Annotated in this window: 16 protein-coding genes; 7 read left to right on the top strand and 9 right to left on the bottom strand. The window is 70.2% G+C overall.

Features of this window, described 5'->3' with window-relative positions; genetic code table 11:
• Positions 1-24: 24 nt before the first annotated feature.
• The 3 genes from secF to yajC all read right to left on the bottom strand — a co-directional run bounded on the left by secF (position 25) and on the right by yajC (position 3,435).
• Positions 25-1,059, bottom strand: a complete 1,035-nt coding sequence (gene secF / locus E8D38_RS13295; RefSeq protein WP_140631027.1) for a protein translocase subunit SecF — start codon at positions 1,057-1,059, stop codon at positions 25-27.
• A 37-nt stretch (positions 1,060-1,096) separates the two neighbouring features.
• Positions 1,097-3,013, bottom strand: coding sequence for a protein translocase subunit SecD (gene secD / locus E8D38_RS13290; protein WP_140631025.1), 1,917 nt, complete (start codon positions 3,011-3,013; stop codon positions 1,097-1,099).
• Between the two features lie 95 nt (positions 3,014-3,108).
• A complete protein-coding gene (gene yajC / locus E8D38_RS13285) occupies positions 3,109-3,435 on the bottom strand; it encodes a preprotein translocase subunit YajC (RefSeq protein ID WP_140631023.1) in 327 nt (108 codons plus the stop codon).
• Between the two features lie 147 nt (positions 3,436-3,582).
• Between yajC and E8D38_RS13280 the strand changes: the two genes are divergently transcribed.
• The 7 genes from E8D38_RS13280 to soxA all read left to right on the top strand — a co-directional run bounded on the left by E8D38_RS13280 (position 3,583) and on the right by soxA (position 10,600).
• On the top strand, positions 3,583-5,739 hold the full coding sequence (locus E8D38_RS13280) for a prolyl oligopeptidase family serine peptidase (RefSeq protein WP_140631020.1): 2,157 nt from the start codon (positions 3,583-3,585) through the stop codon (positions 5,737-5,739).
• A 265-nt stretch (positions 5,740-6,004) separates the two neighbouring features.
• A complete protein-coding gene (locus E8D38_RS13275) occupies positions 6,005-6,457 on the top strand; it encodes a (2Fe-2S)-binding protein (RefSeq protein WP_140631015.1) in 453 nt (150 codons plus the stop codon).
• A 16-nt stretch (positions 6,458-6,473) separates the two neighbouring features.
• On the top strand, positions 6,474-8,654 hold the full coding sequence (locus tag E8D38_RS13270) for a xanthine dehydrogenase family protein molybdopterin-binding subunit (RefSeq protein ID WP_140631013.1): 2,181 nt from the start codon (positions 6,474-6,476) through the stop codon (positions 8,652-8,654).
• Positions 8,655-8,658: 4 nt separating this feature from the next.
• Positions 8,659-9,084 carry a sulfur oxidation c-type cytochrome SoxX gene (soxX, locus tag E8D38_RS13265; RefSeq protein WP_140631010.1) on the top strand — a complete coding sequence of 142 codons (426 nt, stop codon included), beginning with the start codon at positions 8,659-8,661 and terminating at the stop codon, positions 9,082-9,084.
• On the top strand, positions 9,081-9,512 hold the full coding sequence (locus E8D38_RS13260; RefSeq protein WP_140631006.1) for a thiosulfate oxidation carrier protein SoxY: 432 nt from the start codon (positions 9,081-9,083) through the stop codon (positions 9,510-9,512). Before soxX ends, E8D38_RS13260 begins: the two co-directional genes overlap by 4 nt.
• 15 nt (positions 9,513-9,527) lie before the next feature.
• Positions 9,528-9,857 carry a thiosulfate oxidation carrier complex protein SoxZ gene (soxZ, locus tag E8D38_RS13255; RefSeq protein ID WP_140631003.1) on the top strand — a complete coding sequence of 110 codons (330 nt, stop codon included), beginning with the start codon at positions 9,528-9,530 and terminating at the stop codon, positions 9,855-9,857.
• Positions 9,824-10,600 (top strand): sulfur oxidation c-type cytochrome SoxA, encoded by a 777-nt coding sequence (gene soxA / locus E8D38_RS13250; RefSeq protein ID WP_140631000.1) that lies wholly within the window; start codon positions 9,824-9,826, stop codon positions 10,598-10,600. The genes soxZ and soxA overlap by 34 nt, the downstream gene beginning before the upstream one ends.
• On the opposite strand, the gene E8D38_RS13245 is transcribed toward soxA, so the two are convergent.
• The 6 genes from E8D38_RS13245 to E8D38_RS13220 are packed head-to-tail and all read right to left on the bottom strand — an operon-like array spanning position 10,504 to position 17,035.
• Positions 10,504-11,751, bottom strand: coding sequence for an MFS transporter (locus tag E8D38_RS13245; protein WP_246099472.1), 1,248 nt, complete (start codon positions 11,749-11,751; stop codon positions 10,504-10,506). The genes soxA and E8D38_RS13245 overlap by 97 nt on opposite strands.
• A gap of 54 nt (positions 11,752-11,805) precedes the next feature.
• Entirely contained in the window at positions 11,806-12,399 is a 594-nt protein-coding gene (locus E8D38_RS13240) for a hypothetical protein (protein ID WP_140630996.1), read from the bottom strand.
• A 4-nt stretch (positions 12,400-12,403) separates the two neighbouring features.
• Positions 12,404-13,882 (bottom strand): aspartate aminotransferase family protein, encoded by a 1,479-nt coding sequence (locus E8D38_RS13235; protein ID WP_140630993.1) that lies wholly within the window; start codon positions 13,880-13,882, stop codon positions 12,404-12,406.
• Complete coding sequence (locus tag E8D38_RS13230) at positions 13,879-14,553, bottom strand: class II aldolase/adducin family protein (protein ID WP_140630990.1); 675 nt, start codon at positions 14,551-14,553, stop codon at positions 13,879-13,881. Before E8D38_RS13230 ends, E8D38_RS13235 begins: the two co-directional genes overlap by 4 nt.
• Entirely contained in the window at positions 14,550-16,148 is a 1,599-nt protein-coding gene (locus E8D38_RS13225) for a xylulokinase (protein ID WP_140630988.1), read from the bottom strand. The genes E8D38_RS13230 and E8D38_RS13225 overlap by 4 nt, the downstream gene beginning before the upstream one ends.
• Positions 16,148-17,035: a TorF family putative porin gene (locus E8D38_RS13220; RefSeq protein ID WP_140630983.1), complete on the bottom strand. Its 888-nt coding sequence runs from the start codon at positions 17,033-17,035 to the stop codon at positions 16,148-16,150. The genes E8D38_RS13225 and E8D38_RS13220 overlap by 1 nt, the downstream gene beginning before the upstream one ends.
• Between the last annotated feature and the right edge of the window lie 5 nt (positions 17,036-17,040).

Below are 17,040 nucleotides of genomic sequence, written 5' to 3'. Positions count from 1 at the left end.
ATCGGTAGTGAATGCCGGTCAACTCTACACCACCGCCCCGGCGTTGGGGTCGTCAGGATCGCCTTCCTTGCGCACGGGGGCCTTCACGAGGTCTTCGCGCTTGACACCCAGCCACATCGCGATGGCCGCCGCCACGAACACCGACGAATAGATGCCGAAGCAGATGCCGATGGTCAGCGCAATGGCGAAGTAGTGCAGCGTCGGGCCGCCGAAGACCAGCATCGACAGCACCATCATCTGGGTGGAGCCGTGGGTGATGATGGTGCGGCTCATCGTCGAGGTGATGGCATGGTCGATCACCTCGTGCGTGCTCATCTTGCGGTACTTGCGGAAGGCCTCGCGGATCCGGTCGAAGATCACCACCGACTCGTTGACCGAGTACCCCAGCACCGCCAGCACCGCCGCCAGCACCGAGAGCGAGAACTCCCACTGGAAGAAGGCGAAGAAGCCCAGGATGATCACCACGTCGTGGAGGTTGGCGATGATGCCGGCCACCGCGAACTTCCACTCGAAGCGGAAGGCCAGGTAGATCATGATGCCGATCACGGTCATGGCCAGCGCGAGGGCGCCGTCGCGTGCCAGCTCGTCGCCGACCTGGGGGCCGACGAATTCGCTGCGCGACAGGCGCACCGGCTCGCCGCCGGCGGCCTCGCAGACCTGCTTGGAGACGGCCTCGCCCTTGTCGGTGACCAGCTGGCGCTGCACCACCTTGCCCGACTCGGCCTGGCACAGCGTGTCGAACACCCGGGCCACCACGTCGGCCTGCTTCACATCGCCGCGCAGCGGCAGGCGGATCAGCACGTCGCGCGAGCTGCCGAAGTTCTGCACCTGCACTTCACCGAAGTTGAGCGACTCCACCGCGTGGCGGGCGCGACCGACGTCGGCCGGCTGCGCGTAGGCCACCTCGATGACCGTGCCGCCGGTGAACTCGATCGAGAAATGCAGGCCGCGCGTGACCAGGAAGAACACCGCCGCGGCGAACGTGACGAACGAGATGACGTTGAACACCAGCGCGTGCCGCATGAACGGGATGTCGCGCTTGATCCGGAAGAATTCCATCTGAGTCCTCTGAGTCGTTGTGCTCGCGGAGCCTGCGTCAGGCCTTGGCGGTCGGTTCGGTGTCGGGCTTCCACACCTGGCCGATCGACACCGACTTGAGCTTCTTCTGGCGCCCGTACCACAGGTTCACCAGGCCGCGCGAGAAGAACACGGCCGAGAACATGGAGGTGAGGATGCCCAGGCAGTGCACGATCGCGAAGCCGCGCACCGGGCCGGAGCCGAAGGCCAGCAGCGCGAGGCCGGCGATCAGCGTGGTCACGTTGGAGTCGAGGATGGTGCCCCAGGCGCGCTCGTAGCCGGCACTGATGGCCGCCTGCGGCGAGGCGCCCGAGCGCAGCTCTTCACGCACCCGTTCGTTGATCAGCACGTTGGAATCGATGGCCATGCCCAGCACCAGCGCGATGGCCGCCATGCCGGGCAGCGTGAGCGTGGCCTGCATCATCGACAGGATGGCCACCAGGAACAGCAGGTTCACCCCCAGCGCGACGGTCGAGAACAGCCCGAACAGCAGGTAGTAGGCGCACATGAACACCGCGATCGCGATGAAGCCGTACAGCACGCTGTCGAAGCCCTTGGCAATGTTCTCGGCGCCCAGGCTCGGGCCGATGGTGCGTTCTTCGATGATGTCCATCGGGGCGGCCAGCGAGCCGGCCCGCATGAGCAGCGCCAGGTCGTTGGCTTCCTCGGGGCTGCGCATGCCGGTGATCTGGAAGCGGTTGGACAGCTCCGTCTGGATGGTCGGCGCCGTCAGCACCTCCGGCTTGCCCTTTTCGATCAGCACCACCGCCATGCGGCGCTTCACGCCCTCGCGGGTGGCCGCCTTCATGGCGGCGCCGCCCTTGGCGTCGAGCGTGACGCTGACCACCGAGCCGGAGTTCTGCTGGTCGATGGTGGCGTCGGCGCCGGTCAGGTTGTCGCCGGTGAAGATCACCTGCTTCGACAGCAGCAGCGGCTCCTCGCCGCGGCCGTCGCGGCGCGAGTACAGCAGCTCGGTGCCCGGCGGCACCATGCCCTTGGTGGCGTCCTCGATCTTGGTCGGGTTGTAGTCGCGCACCTGCGGATCGGAGTTGAGGTGCGCCTCGACCATGCGCACTTCCAGCGTGGCGGTGCGGCCGATGATGTCCTTGGCCTTGGCCGGATCCTGCACGCCCGGCAGCTGCACCACCACGCGGTCGGCGCCCTGCTGCTGGATCACCGGCTCGGCGACGCCGAGTTCGTTGATGCGGTTGTGCAGCGTGGTGATGTTCTGCTTCAGCGCCTGGTCCTGCACCGCCCGCGCCGCCTCGGGCTTGAGCGAGCCGGTGAGGCGCAGGTCGGCCCCGTCGGCACCTTCCACCCACAGCATGTCGGGCTGCTGCTCGTTGAGCACGGCCAGCGCCGCGGTGAGCGTCTCGCGGTCCCGGAAACGCACCTCGACCTCGTTGCCGTTGCGCGCGATGCCGGCGTGGCGGATGTTCTTCTCGCGCAGCGCGGTGCGTACGTCGCCCGCCACCGACTCGGCACGCTTGGTGATGGCCGCCTTCATGTCGACCTGCATCAGGAAGTGCACGCCGCCGCGCAGGTCGAGGCCCAGGTACATGGGCAGCGCATGCAGGCGGGTCAGCCAGGCGGGCGAGCGCGGCAGCAGGTTGAGCGCCACGATGTAGCCGGGATCGGCCGGGTTCGGGTTGAACGCGCGCAGCAGCGCGTCGCGCGCCTTGGTCTGCGTGTCGATGTCGCCGAAGCGGGCCTTGACGGAGTTGCCGTCGAACTGCACGAAGTCGGGCGTCAGGCCGGCCTGCTTGAGCGCGGCCTCGACGCGACCCACCGCGTCAGGGCCGACCTTGATGGTCGCCTTGCCGCTGGACACCTGCACCGCCGGCGCCTCGCCGAAGAAGTTGGGCAGCGTGTAGATCGTGCCGATCAGCAGCGCGACGACGATGATCGCGTACTTCCACCAGGGATAGCGGTTCATGAGGGAGTCCTAGGTCGAACCGGAACTAGAAACAAAGCCGCGGCGTCAGCGGTGACGGCCGCGGCTTGCGATGAACGGGATCAGGAGGGACGCGCTTACTTCAGCGTGCCCTTGGGCAGCACCTGGACCACCGCGCCGCGCTGCACCTGCAGCTCGACGCCGTTGGCCACCTCGATGTACAGGTAGGCGTCGCCCAGCTTGGTGATCTTGCCCAGCAGGCCGCCGGCGGTGACCACCTCGTCACCCTTGGCCAGGGCTTCGATCATGGCCTTGGTTTCCTTCTGGCGCTTCATCTGCGGACGGATCATCACGAAGTACAGCACCACGAACATCAGCAGCAGCGGCAGCATGCCCAGGAGGCCGTCGGTACCGCTGGTGGCGGCTGCCGGGGCAGCCTGCGCGAACGCGTTGGAAATGAACACGTCTCGATCCTTCAAACGTTGCTGGAAACAAACGGCGGATTGTATGCCGCCCATCTTGCACGGACGAACCGGCCCGGCGGCCGGCCGGCGCAGGCTGTGCGGCGCCCCCGTCTTGCCTATCATGCGGGCTTCCCACGAGGAGCCTGCATGCAAAACCGCCTGGCCCGCACGATCTGCGCGGCTGCTCTGATCGCCACCTACGCCATGAGTTTCGCCAACCCCGCCGTTTCTTCTTCTGCGCCGCCGCCTGCCGAGGCCGACCCCTACCAGTGGCTCGAGGAGGTGCAGGGCGAGCGTGCCCTCGCCTGGGTGAAGGAGCGCAACGCGTCATCCCAGGCCGCACTGATGGCGCGCCCCGACTACGCGCCGACCAAGGCGGCGCTGCTGGCCGTGCTGAACGCGCGTGACCGCATCCCGTACGTGCGGCGCATCGGCGGGCACGTCTACAACCTCTGGCAGGACAGCACCAACAAGCGCGGCCTGTGGCGCCGGGCCACGCTCGACGAATACGCCAAGCCGCAGCCGGCCTGGGAAAGCGTGCTCGACCTCGACGCGCTCGGTGCCGCGGAGAAGGAGAACTGGGTCTGGGGCGGTGCCACCTGCCTGGCGCCGGACTATGAACGCTGCCTGGTGTCGCTGTCACGCGGCGGCGCCGACGCGAAGGTGGTGCGCGAGTTCGACCTCAGGACCAGGCGTTTCGTCGACGGCGGCTTTGCCGTGCCCGAGGCCAAGACCGACATCGAGTGGATCGACCAGGACACCGTCTACATCGGCAGCGACTTCGGCCCCGGCTCGCTCACCGACTCGGGCTACCCGCGCGTCATCAGGCAGTGGAAGCGCGGCACCCCGCTGGCGCAGGCGCCCACCGTGTTCGAGGCCCGGCAGACCGACGTCTCCGCCGGCGTCAGCGTCGACCCGACGGTGGGCTACCACCGCACGGTGTTCACCCGGGCGATCGACTTCTACACGACCGAGAGCTTCCTGCTCAAGGGCCGGCAGCTGGTGCGCATCGCCAAGCCGGACGACGCCGGCATCGCCTTCCACGGCCCCTGGCTGCTGATGTCGCTGCGCAGCGAACTGCGGCAGGGCGAGCAGCGGTTCGCCGCCGGCTCGCTGCTGGTGGCGCGTGCCGACGCCTACCTGCGCGGGCAGCAGCGCCTGGAGCTGCTGTTCGAGCCCACTGCCACCCGCTCGCTCGAAAGCTACACCGCCACCCGCTCGACCATCCTGCTCAACATCCTCGACAACGTGGCCAACCGCCTCGAGGAAGTGCGCCATGTGCAGGGCCGCTGGCAGCGCCGCACGGTCGAGGCGCCCTTCCCCGGCAACATCGGCGTGGCCAGCCTGCACGACCCTGCGCTCAAGGCCGACCCGCTGGCCGAGCGCTACCTGCTCACCTACACCGACTTCCTCACGCCCGACTCGCTCTACCTGGGCGGCACCGGCAACAACCAGCGTCAGCTGCTCAAGCAGCGCCCGCCGCAGTTCGACGCCTCCGGTGCACGCGCCGAGCAGCGCTTTGCCACCTCGAAGGACGGCACGCGCGTGCCCTACTTCGTGATCTGGCCGCAAGGCGCCAGGCCCGACGGCAGCAACCCGACGCTGCTGTACGGCTACGGCGGCTTCGAGGTGTCGCTGCAGCCCTGGTATTCGGGCAGCTTCGGCCGCGCCTGGCATGAACGCGGCGGCGTTCTGGTGGTGGCCAACATCCGGGGCGGCGGCGAGTTCGGCCCGGGCTGGCACCAGTCGGCCATCAAGGCCAACAAGCAGCGCTCGTACGACGACTTCATCGCGGTGGCCGAAGACCTCGTGCGCACCGGCGTCACCTCGCCGGCACGCCTGGGCATCCAGGGCGGCAGCAACGGCGGCCTGCTGGTCGGCGCCGTGGCGATGCAGCGCCCCGAGCTGTTCAACGCGGTGGTGTGCCAGGTACCGCTGCTCGACATGCGTCGCTATCACAAGCTGCTGGCCGGCGCCTCCTGGATGGCCGAGTACGGCGACCCAGACAAGCCGGACGACTGGGCGGTGATCTCGCGATACAGCCCCTACCAGAACGTGAAGCGCGAGGCCCGGTATCCGACCATGCTCTTCACCACCTCCACCCGCGACGACCGCGTGCACCCGGGCCACGCCCGCAAGATGGTCGCGCGCCTCCTGGAGCTGGGCCACCCGGTGCTCTATTACGAGAACATCGAGGGCGGCCACGGCGGCGCGGCCGACAACGAGCAGCGCGCCCACCTGCAGGCGCTCGAGTTCAGCTACCTGTGGAGCCGGCTGGGCGGCGACACGCCGGCCCGGCACTGAACCCGCCGGTTCATCCGTCCAGATTGGTGCGGAAATGCGGCGCCTTCGGCGCCGCATTTCTTTTTGTGAGCGCCGGAACTCGCCACCCGGCCCCGGGTCGTATGCCGGTTACGCCGGTGCCACTGCACCGGCCGCAAGGGCCGCGCAGCCGGTTGTTGGTTGTCGAGCGCTTTCGCAGCCCGCTCATTGCTTGTTGTTGGTGCAAGGCCAGGTGCCACCAGAAGGCACCAGGCCTCGCGTTGTTGCGCAATCAAGGAGGCATGCGATGGCCAGGCTCAATGTCAATGGTCGTGTCCGCGAGTTCACTGCGGAACCCGACACTCCCCTGCTGTGGGTGCTGCGCGAGCAGCTCGGACTCACCGGCACCAAGTACGGCTGCGGCATCGCCGCCTGCGGCGCCTGCACGGTGCACATCGACGGCGTGGCCACGCGCTCCTGCGTGCGGCCGGTTTCCACGCTGTCGGCCAAGGAAAGGATCGTCACGATCGAAGGCCTGTCGCGCAACGGCAGCCACCCGGTGCAGAAGGCCTGGGCCGAGGTCGACGTGCCGCAATGCGGCTTCTGCCAGAGCGGCATGCTCATGGCCGCGGCGGCGCTGCTCAAAGACAAGCCCAAGCCCACCGACGCCGACATCGACGCGGCAATGACCAACATCTGCCGCTGCGGCACCTACAACCGGGTGCGCCGCGCGATCAAGATCGCCTCGGCGCAAGACTGAAGCAAGGGGAGCTCGCATGGACCACCACACCATCACCCCCACGCTGACCCGCCGCTCCTTCATCGCCACCTCCACCGCCTTGGGCGGGGGGCTGTCGCTGGGCTTTCATGTCCCGCTCGCCGCGCAGCAGGCCGGCACCCCGGTCGAGGTGAACGCCTGGGTCGTCATCAAGCCCGACGACACCGTGATCGTGCGCATCGCACGTTCCGAAATGGGCCAGGGCTCGCTCACCGGCCTGGCGCAGCTGGTGGCCGAGGAGCTCGAGTGCGACTGGGCCAAGGTCACCACCGAATACCCCACCCCGGGCCAGAACCTGGCGCGCAACCGCGTGTGGGGCAACTTCTCCACCGGCGGCAGCCGCGGCGTGCGCGAATCGCACGACTATGTCCGCAAGGGCGGTGCGGCCGCCCGCATGATGCTGGTGCAAGCCGCCGCCGACGGCTGGAAGGTGCCGCCCGCCGAATGCAGCGTGGCCAACGGCGTGATCACCCACGGGCCTTCGGGCCGCAAGACCACCTACGGCAAGGTGGCCGCGGCGGCGGCCCGGCTGGCGCCGCCGGCCGACGTGCCGCTCAAGGACCCGAAGGACTGGAAGGTCGCCGGCAGGCCGGTGAAGCGGCTCGACACGCTCGACAAGCTCACCGGCAAGCAGGTCTATGGCATGGACCTCAGGCTGCCCGGCATGCTCAACGCGGCCATCAAGGACTGCCCGGTGTTCGGCGGCAAGGTGAAAAGCTTCGACGCAGCGGCCGTGGCCAGGCGCCCGGGCGTCAAGAAGGTGGTGGCGGTGGGCGACAGCGCCGTGGCCGTCGTGGCCGACACCTGGTGGCATGCCAAGACCGCGCTCGACGCCCTGCCCGTCGAATGGGACGAAGGCCCCAACGCCAGGGTTTCCAGCGCCGACATCGCCGCCACGCTGAAGGAAGGGCTCGACGCGCCGCAGGCCGCGGTGGGCAACCAGGTCGGCGACGTGAAGGCCGCGCTGGCCGGCGCCGCCCGCACCCTCGAGGCGGTGTATTCGTACCCCTTCCAGAACCACGCGACGATGGAGACGATGAATGCCACCGCGCGCTGGACGCCCCAGCGCTGCGAGGTGTGGACGCCCACGCAGAACGGCGAAGCCGCGCTCGCGGCCACCGCCGAAGCCGCGGGGCTGCCGCCGGCGCAGTGCGAGGTCTACAAGCTGCACCTGGGCGGCGGCTTCGGGCGGCGCGGCGCGGTGCACGACTGGGTACGCCAGGCGGTGGCCATCGCGAAGGAGCTGCCGGGCACGCCGGTCAAGCTCATCTGGTCGCGCGAAGAAGACATGCAGCACGGCCGCTACCACCCCATCACGATGTGCAAGCTGCGCGCCGGGCTCGACGCACAGGGCAACATCACCGGCCTGCACATGCGCATCTCCGGCCAGAGCATCGTGGCCGGCATCTTTCCGCAGAACATCCGCGATGGTCGCGACCCGGTGGTGTTCCAGGGCCTCAACCCGCCCGGGCCCGAGGCCTCCATCGGCTACAGCTTCCCGGCGCTGCTGGTGGACCACGCAATGCGCAACCCGCATGTGCCGCCGGGCTTCTGGCGCGGGGTCAACCTCAACCAGAACACCATCTACCTCGAGTGCTTCCTCGACGAGGTGGCGCACGCCACCCGCACCGATCCGCTGGCGCTGCGCCGCAAGCTGATGGCCAGCCATCCGAAGCACCTGGCGGTGCTCAATGCGGCGGCCGAACGCGCAGGCTGGGACAAGCCGGCACCCGCCGGCGTGTACCGCGGCCTCGCGCAGACCATGGGCTTCGGCAGCTACGTGGCGGCGGTGGCCGAGGTATCGGTCAGCGACGACGGCGTGCTGAAGATCCACCGCATCGTCGCGGCCACCGACCCCGGACATGCAGTCAACCCGCAGCAGATCGAGGCGCAGGTCGAGGGCTCGTTCGTCTACGGCCTGTCGGCAGCGCTGTTCGGCGAGTGCACCGTGAAGGACGGACGCATCGAGCAGGACAACTTCAGCAGCTACCCGGTGGTGCAGATGGAGCACATGCCGGCGGTCGAGACCGTCATCGTGCCTTCGGGCGGCTTCTGGGGCGGCGTGGGCGAACCCACCATCGCGGTGGCGGCGCCGGCGGTGCTCAACGCCATCTTCGCGGCCACCGGCCAGCGCATCCGCGAGCTGCCGCTGAAGAAGCACAGCCTGAAGAAAGCCTGAGCGGATGGCATGGCTTGCGATGGTGCTGGCCGGCGCGGTGGTGGCGGGTGATGCGATGCCCGAGCCGCTGACGTCCCAACCGGGCGACGCGGCGCGCGGCCGAGCCATCGTGACCAGCCGGCAGGTCGGCCTGTGCCTGCTTTGTCACAGCGGCCCCTTTCCGGAAGAGCGCTTCCAGGGCACGCTGGCACCCAGCCTGGCCGGGGCAGGTTCGCGCTGGAGCGAAGCGCAACTGAGGCTGCGGGTGGCCGATGCACGCCGGCTCAACCCGCAGAGCATCATGCCGCGCTACCACCCCACCACCGCCGACGACCCGGCGCAAGGCCTGAACCGCGTGGCGCCGGCCTGGGCCGGCAAGCCGGTGCTCGATGCACAGCAGGTCGAAGACGTGGTGGCCTTCCTGCGCACGCTGCGGGAGCCGGCCCGATGAAGCGGCGCAACATCGTTGCCGCCACGCTGGCCTGCAGCGTCGTGCCGGCGGCCTGGTCCACGCCCGAAAGCATGGCCGCAGCGGTGCGCGCCTTCGCCGGCGGCGCGCCCGTGCTGCCGAATCCGAAGGTCCGGCTCGACATCTCGCCGCTGGTGGAGAACGGCAATGCGGTGCCGGTGTCGGTGAGCGTCGACCATCCGGTCGAGGGCGCCGATGCGGTCGTCGCGATCGCGCTCTTCAATGAACGCAACCCGCAGCACGACGTCGGCGTGTTCACCCTGTCGCCGGCCTCCGGCCGCGCTTTCGTGGCCACGCGCATCCGCCTGGCCACCTCCCAGAAGCTGGTGGCCCTGGCGAAACTCGCCGACGGCCGCTGCTGGTCGCACACCGTCAGCGTCGAGGTGACGCTGGCGGCGTGCATCGAATGATCGAGAGGGCGCGCCATGGCCACCGCCGCACGCACCGTCATCACGCTGCCCGCCACCGCACGCCGCGGCGACGTGGTGGAGTTGCGCACACTCATCGGCCACACCATGGAGACCGGCTACCGCGTCGGCGACGGCGGCCAGGTGCTGCCGCGCGACATCCTGCGGCGCTTCGAATGCAGGCTCGATGGCGAGCTGGTGTTCGCGGCCGACCTCGCGCCGGCGATCTCGGCCAACCCCTACATCGCGTTCAACCTGCGCGCCGCGAAAAGCGGCACCCTGAGCTTCTCCTGGCAAGGCGACAACGGCTTCGCATGGACCGAAACCCGCCCGTTCACCGTCACCTGAAGCGGGTGGCCACGTGCGCCCTGGCGGCCCTGCTGGCCGGGCCCGCCGCCGGCGGCGATGAAGACACCCGCCGCTCCGGCATGCACGACATGAGCCCTGCGCTGCAGGCCATGCAGCAGGACGACACGCAGAACCCGGCGATGCTGTGGGTGGCCGAAGGCGAAGCGCTGTGGCAGCGCGACTGCGCCTCATGCCATGCAGACGCGGCCCGCAGCATGCGCGGCGCCGCCGCCCGGCACCCGGCCTTCGACAAGGACACGGGCACGCCGGTGAACCTGGCCATGCGCATTCGAAGCTGCCAGCAGCACCGTGCCGGGCGCACGCCTTCGGCCTTCGAGAGCCGGGACCTGCTGGCGCTGGAGGCCTATGTGGCGTTGCAGTCGCGAGGTCTGCCGATCGCTCTGCCCAAGGACAGGCGGCTCGAGACGGCCCGTGCCGAAGGCGAGCGCCTCTTCAACCGCCGCCTCGGCCAGCTCGACCTCGCCTGCATGCATTGCCACGACCGCAACGCCGGCCAGCGGCTGGCCGGCAGCCTGATCCCGCAGGCGCATCCGACCGGCTACCCGATCTACCGGCTCGAATGGCAGGGTCTCGGTTCGCTGCAGCGCCGCTTGCGCAACTGCATGACCGGGGTGCGAGCCGAGCCCTATGCCTTCGGCGCCGCGGAGCTGGTGTCGCTGGAGCTGTTTCTCGCGGGGCGCGCCGCCGGCATGAAGCTCGAGTCTCCCGGCGTGAGGCCGTGACGGCCTGCCAACGGGAACCGCGCCGCCACCAGCACCATTGCCGCCGCGAGCGCAAAGCCGGCGGCCAGCAGCGGCACCGCGCTCGCGTCGTCGCCGGTGACCATGAACGACGCCACCATCGGCCCGAAGGCGCTGCCCAGCAGCTGCGCCGCCGGCACCAGGCCCGCCAGGCGCCCGCTCGGGTCAGCCCGGAAGGCCAGGCCGATGTGGAAGGGCAGCATGAACAGCCACACGAAGCCGAACAGCGCGCAGGCCAGCACGAACTGCAAGGCGGCCCCGCTCGGCAGCGCCTGCACCGCCAGCGTGACGGCGGCCAGCCCCACCGATGCCGCCACCAGAACCGGCACCACCGGCAGGCGCCGCACCACGAGGGCAGCGGCACTGCCGCCGATCACCTGCATGACCAGCACGCCGGCCACCAGCGACTGCGCCGCCTGCGCCTGCAGGCCGGCCGCCTTGCCCAAGGGCTCGAGGTAGGCCCAGAACGCCCCGAGCGTGGCCAGCTGCAGGAACACGGCCGTGAGCGGCAGCAGCGTCGGCAGCGACCAGCGGAAGCCGGTTTGCGAGGCAGGCGCCAACGGCGCCAGCCTCGCCGGCTGAACGAAGGCCAGCAGGCAGGGCAGCAGGCAAAGGCCGGCCAGCGTGACGAAGCCGCCCTGCCAGCCCCACCGCGGGATCACCGCATTGGCCAGCGCCAGGCCCAGTGCAGCCTGCGCCAGCGTCTGCAGCACGAAGAAGATGCCGCCCACGCGCCCCGGGTTGGCGCAACGCACCACCACGCCGGTGGTGCCCCACACGAGCAGGCCTTCGGCCAGCCCGGCGGCGGCGCGCACGCCCAGCATCTGCGCATCACCGGTGGCCGCGGTGGTGAGCAGGTCCAGCGCGGCCGCCAGCAGCGCGGCCACCACGGTGACCAGCCGCAGGCGCGCCCCCGGCAGCACCGCATCGCCCAGCACCACGCCCAGGCCGAGCGTGACGATCTCGCCCATGGCCACCAGGCCCACACCTTCGAGGCTGACCTCCTGGCGCTCGACCAGCTCGCCCAGCAGGATGGGCTGCACGCCGATCATCAGCACGGCGATCGAACCCACCGCGAGTGCGGCGCCCACCTGGCGCACGGGGAGGCTGTCCAAGGCTTGTGGCAGCGACATGGTGCGTCGGGTCCTCGTGTTCGGCTGGGTGGAGGAAACGGGCAGTCTGGCCGCTCAGTAGCCGCGGCTCTCTTCGGGCAGCTGCCCTTGCATGAAACGTTCCGCGGCGCGCTGCTGGTCCTTGCGCAGCCGCCGGTTCGCGATGGCTCGCACCAGCCACGGCAAGGGCTTCACCCGCCCGCCCGCGGCCACGGCGAGCACATAGGCCTTGGCGCATTTCTCGAACAGCTCCGCGTTCAAGGCCAGCCGGGTGGCGGTCATGCCCAGGCAGGCCGGCCGGCCTTGCAGCAGCAGCACATTGCCCCAGGCGGCCATCGGGCCGATGTGGCGGGCCTGCTCGTCGAACACCTGAGGCAGGCCGCCGCCGAAGTCGGCCAGGCAGCGCCCATAGGCGCCGCCGCCGATCGCGACGGCGCCGGCGTCGCCGCGGCTGCGGTAGATCGCCGCATGCGCATCCGCCTCGGGCGGCAGCGGTTCGCGCCAGCTCAAGCGCTGCGGCGCGTCGTCGCCGGCCCGGGCCCACCACATCGCATCGCTGCCCGGTATGCGCAGCGACAGGCTCGCGCCCGGGCCGTCGAGCAGCTCGCGGGCTTGCAGGCGCTCGCGCAGCTGCTGCCAGGGGGCGCGCAGATCGATGCCGGTGTCCATGGCGTCAGACCAGCTTGAACACGTCGTCGAAACGATTGAGCGCATCGTCGATCACGTCGTCGGTGTCGGCGAGGCTCGTGTAGATGCGGCTGCCGGCCAGCGTGATCAGGCCGTGCGCGGTGTACGCCGCGCCCATCTCTTCCATCATGTGCTTGCGGCGCCGGGCCTCGTCCTTCACCCGCAGCAGCTTGAAGACATTGCTCGTGTCCAGCAGCAGCACGCCCGAGGTCTGCAGGTGCACGATGGAGCCCATGTTGTACGTGACGTAGGGCAGCCCGCGCCGCTCGATGATGCCGGCCAGGCCCTTGCAGAGCCGGTCGCCGGCACGGCCGGCCGCGCCCGCGGCGTCGGTGCGCTGCGCTTCGAGCAGCGCGTGATAGCCGGCCACGCAGGACAGCGGATTGGCCGACAGCGTGCCGCCGACGAAGGCACGGCGCGCGGTGGTGCCGATGCCGCCCACCAGCAGCATCATCACGTCGCGGCGCCCGCCGATCGCACCGGCCATCGGATAGCCGCCGGTCAGGCACTTGCCCAGCACGGTGAGGTCGGGCGTGACGCCGAAATAGGCCTGCGCTCCGCCCATGCCGAGCCGGAAGCCGGTGACCACCTCGTCGAAGATCAGCAGTGCGCCGAACTCGTCGCACAGCGCACGCACCTGCGCGTTGTAGTCGCGCTGCACCGGCCGCGTGCCGCTTTCCGGCCCCAGCGGCTCCAGCAGCACCGCCGCCGTCCCCCCGCGCAGGCGGTTGAGCTGCAGCTTGCGGCGCAGGGCGTCCAGGTCGTTGGGATGGCACTCCTGCGTGTGGCCGGTGGCCCCGCGCGGAATGCCCACCGCCTCCATGCGGCCGGTGCCCGGCAGCCGCATGCCATAGACCAGTTGGTCGCTCCAGCCATGGTAGGCGCCGCCGATCTTGATGATCCATTTCCGCTTCGTGCAGGCACGCGCCAGCCGCACCGCGCCCATCACCGCCTCGGTGCCCGAACCCAGCAGCCGCAGCATCTCGACGCCGGGCATCGACCGGCACACCAGCTCGGCCAGCTTCACTTCGTATTCATGCAGCAGGCCGGTGGCCGGGCCGCAGGCATCGAGCACCTCGTTCACCTTCAGCCGCACCGCCGGGTGGTTGGACCCCAGCAGCGTGGGGCCGCCGGCCTGCAGGAAGTCGATGTAGCGGTTGCCGTCCACATCGGTCATGTGGGCGCCCTGCGCCTGGGCGATGGCCAGCGGGAACGGATGGTTGAAGGCGAGGTTGTGCTGCACGCCGCCGGGGATCACCGCCTTGGCCTCTTCGGCCAGCCGCTTCGAGCCCTGGCAGCGCTCGTCGAACCAGCGCATGACCCGCTGCATCGCCTCGGGCCGGATCGGGCGCATCGGCTGCTTCACCAGCACCTCGAAGCGGCGGTAGAGATCGCTCACGTCGGGCCAGGCCGAGATGGCGGGGGCAGGCGTGGCGGCGGCGTGGATGGGGGCGAGATTGCTCATGCGATGGGCTGTTGCGGAGGAATCGGGGACGGGCGGGACAGCAGCTCGGCCACGCGCGCCAGCGCGTCGCGTCGCGAGGGGGCCTGCGCCGCCTTCAGGTGGATGCGCTGCGCCAGATGCGCGCGCGCCAGCGATTCGAGGTCTTCGACAGCCTGCACCGCCTGCTCGAGGCTCGCGCCGCAGCACAGCACGCCGTGGTTGAGCATCAGGTAGGCGTTCAGCTCGGGACGCAGCGCCCGCGCGAGCCTGGCCGACAGCCAGCCGGTGCCCGACGGCGCATAGCCCACCACCGGCACGCGCGGGCCGAGCGTGCGACGCAGCGGGCCTGCCGGCACCTCGAGCGCCTCGCCGATGAGCGCGCAGGCGCTGGCCACCGGCTGGTGGGTGTGGATGGAACATTGCACGTCGGTCCGCGCGCGCAGCACCTTCGCATGCAGGCCGCTCTCGACTGAAGGCGCGCGGTCGCCTTCCACCTGCGCGAGGTCTTCCAGGCGCAGCACGCACACGTCGGCCGCGCCCATGCTCAGGTAGTCGGTGGCCGAAGGCGTGACCGCGAAATGGCCGGCGTCGATGCGCAGCGCGACGTTGCCGCCGGTGCCGGCCAGGTGGCCGCGGTGCGACAGCCGTATGCACAGCTCGACCACGGCCTGACGAATGGGCAGGGTGTTCACGCGGGGGAGCCCTGTGGTGCGTTGAGCCGGTGGTACAGCGGCGCAAGCCGCGTGCGCACTTCCTTGAAGGTCTCGAACTTGTCGGAGTACAGGCGGCGCAGCGCGCTCGCCGGCTCGTAGGTGCGGCGCACCTGGCGCAGCGAACACAAGTCTGAAAAGCCAAGTGCCCCCAGCCCCACCGCCGCGATGAAGGCCGCGCCGATGGCATTGGCCTGGATGGGACTGGCCAGCTGGCGGATCGGCCGGCCGGTCACGTCGGCCATGATCTGGCACCACACGTCCGACTGCGCGCCGCCGCCCACCGCGGAGATGGCGCCGGCGTCGCGCCCGAGCAGCCGCGCAAAGGGCTCCAGCATCCAGCGGGTGTTCAGCGCAACGCCTTCCAGGAAGGCCCGGAAGATGTCCTCGCGCGAATGCTCGAGCGAGAGGTTGATGAGGCCGGCGCGCAGGCAGGGGTCGTCCACCGGCGTGCGCTCGCCCAGCAGCCACGGCGTGTAGACGAGGCCCCGCGCGCCCGGCGGCACGCGGGCGGCGATCCGGTTGAGCGCCTCGTAGACCGCCGGGTGCTCCTCGTCTGCGGCCAGCTCGTCCGGGTGGTACAGGATGCGGTCGCGCAGGAACGAGAGGTTCGCGCCGGCAGTGGACTGCAGTGCCATCGCAAGGTAGCGGCCGCCCACTGCGCACGGCACGCTCGCGATCTTGTGGCGCACGTCGGTCTTCATGAACGGCACGTGCGCGCCCAGCCACGACGAAGTGCCGAGGTACAGGTGCGGCTCGAAGTCGCCCGCCGCCGCGCCGACGGCCACCGCCGACGTGTCCACCGCGCCGCCGACGACCACCGTCTTCGCGTCCAGCCCGAGCGCCTGCGCCACCTCGGGCAGCACCGGCCCCAGCACGTCGGTGGACTTCACGATCTCCGGCAGCTTGTCCGCATCGATGCCGAGCGCGTCGATGAGTCCCGCGTCATACCGCACCCGGTGCGGGTCGCGGTTGTCGGTGACCCAGGCGGTGACCAGCGAGTCCTGCGTGGCGCACAGTCGCCCGCACAGCCGCAGGTTCAGGTAGTCGGGCACGTTGAGAAACTTGCGGGTGCGTTCGTACCGCGCCGGCTCCTGGTCGCGGATGTAGGCCATGTGCCCCGCGCTGTCGCGGCCCGACAGCGATGGTGCGCCGCCGGTGAGCCGCAGCCAGCGCCACAGCTTGAGCGGCCCATACCCCTCGACGTTGAGGAGGCGGCCGCGCACCCGCCGCCCGATGGCCGCGGCGCCGCGTGCATCGAGCCAGGTCATGGCCGGGCCGATGGCTTCGCCGGCGGCATCGACACACACCGTGCCTTCGGTCTGCGCCGAGCAGCACACCGCCACCACCCGCCGTCGCAGCGCCGCATCGGCCGCCAGCAGCTCGCCGGCGCTGCCCATGAAGGCGCTCCACCAGTCGCGCGGGTCCTGCTCGGCCAGCGCCCCCTGCACCTGCAGCTTCACCGGGCGGAAGGCCCAGGCCTGCACCGTGCCGTCCAGGGCCACGAGCGCGGATTTGCAGCCCGAGGTGCCCAGGTCGACGGCCAGCACCAGCCGTTGATCGGCGGCGTCGCGCATCAGAACTTGCGCGACACGGAAACGACCAGCTTGTCGCCGTCGGTGGCGCGCAGCCTGTCGCCGTCCTGCGCCAGGTAGAGCTCGCGCACCCTCGTGTTGGTGCCCACCCAGTCGGCGCTCCAGTCGAAGCCCCACTGCCGGTGGGTGATGCCGATGCGCCAGTCGGCGAAGTCGGCTTCGCGGAAGTTGTTGATCTTCTGGTAGCCGGCATGCAGGTTGAGCGTGGTGGCCGGTGCGAGGTGGTACTTGTAGTCGAGGTCGAACAGCCAGCTGCCGCGCGAGCCGTGGTCGCCGCGGGCATAGCACTCGAGCGCCTGCGTCGGGTCCGGCATCAGCAGCAGCATCGTGCCGCACACGCCGCCGGTGTTGGCGCCGCGGTAGGTCCTGGAGATCACGTTGAGCACCCGGCCCTCGAGCGCGCCATAGCCGGCTTCGAGGACCGCGAACGACGAGTCGTACTTCGTGGTGCGCACGTCGCCTGGTGTGAAGGTGTTGAAGTCGAACGACTGCGGCGCCTCGAACCTGGCGCCGGGAAAGCGCTCGGTGGCGAGGCCCGCGCCGAAGTGCCAGCCGTCCGGGTCGCCGAAGCGGTAGCCGCCGGCCAGCGTGACGCCCACGCCCTTGCCGTCCAGGAACTGCTTCTTGCTCACCGAGGCGAACTCGACCAGCGCCACCAGGCCGCTTTCGTGCGCGGCCTGCAGGCTGAGCTTCGCGCCCGGCCGGTTGAGCGAGTCGGAGATGCCGCGCGTGCGCTGGTCCGAGGTGAGCTTCACCTCGGTGTCGATGGCATAGGAAGCCGTGTCGTTGCCGGCGGCGAAGGACGCGCAGGCTGCGGTGCCGGCGAGCACGGCGGCGGCGCATGAGGGCATCAGGCGGAGGAGGTGCATGGGTT

Source organism: Methylibium rhizosphaerae (assembly GCF_006386545.1).
GTDB classification, from domain to species: domain Bacteria; phylum Pseudomonadota; class Gammaproteobacteria; order Burkholderiales; family Burkholderiaceae_C; genus Pseudorivibacter; species Pseudorivibacter rhizosphaerae.
The sequence above is the reverse complement of the archived record's forward strand: the minus strand, read 5'-3'. Positions and strand labels throughout refer to the sequence as shown.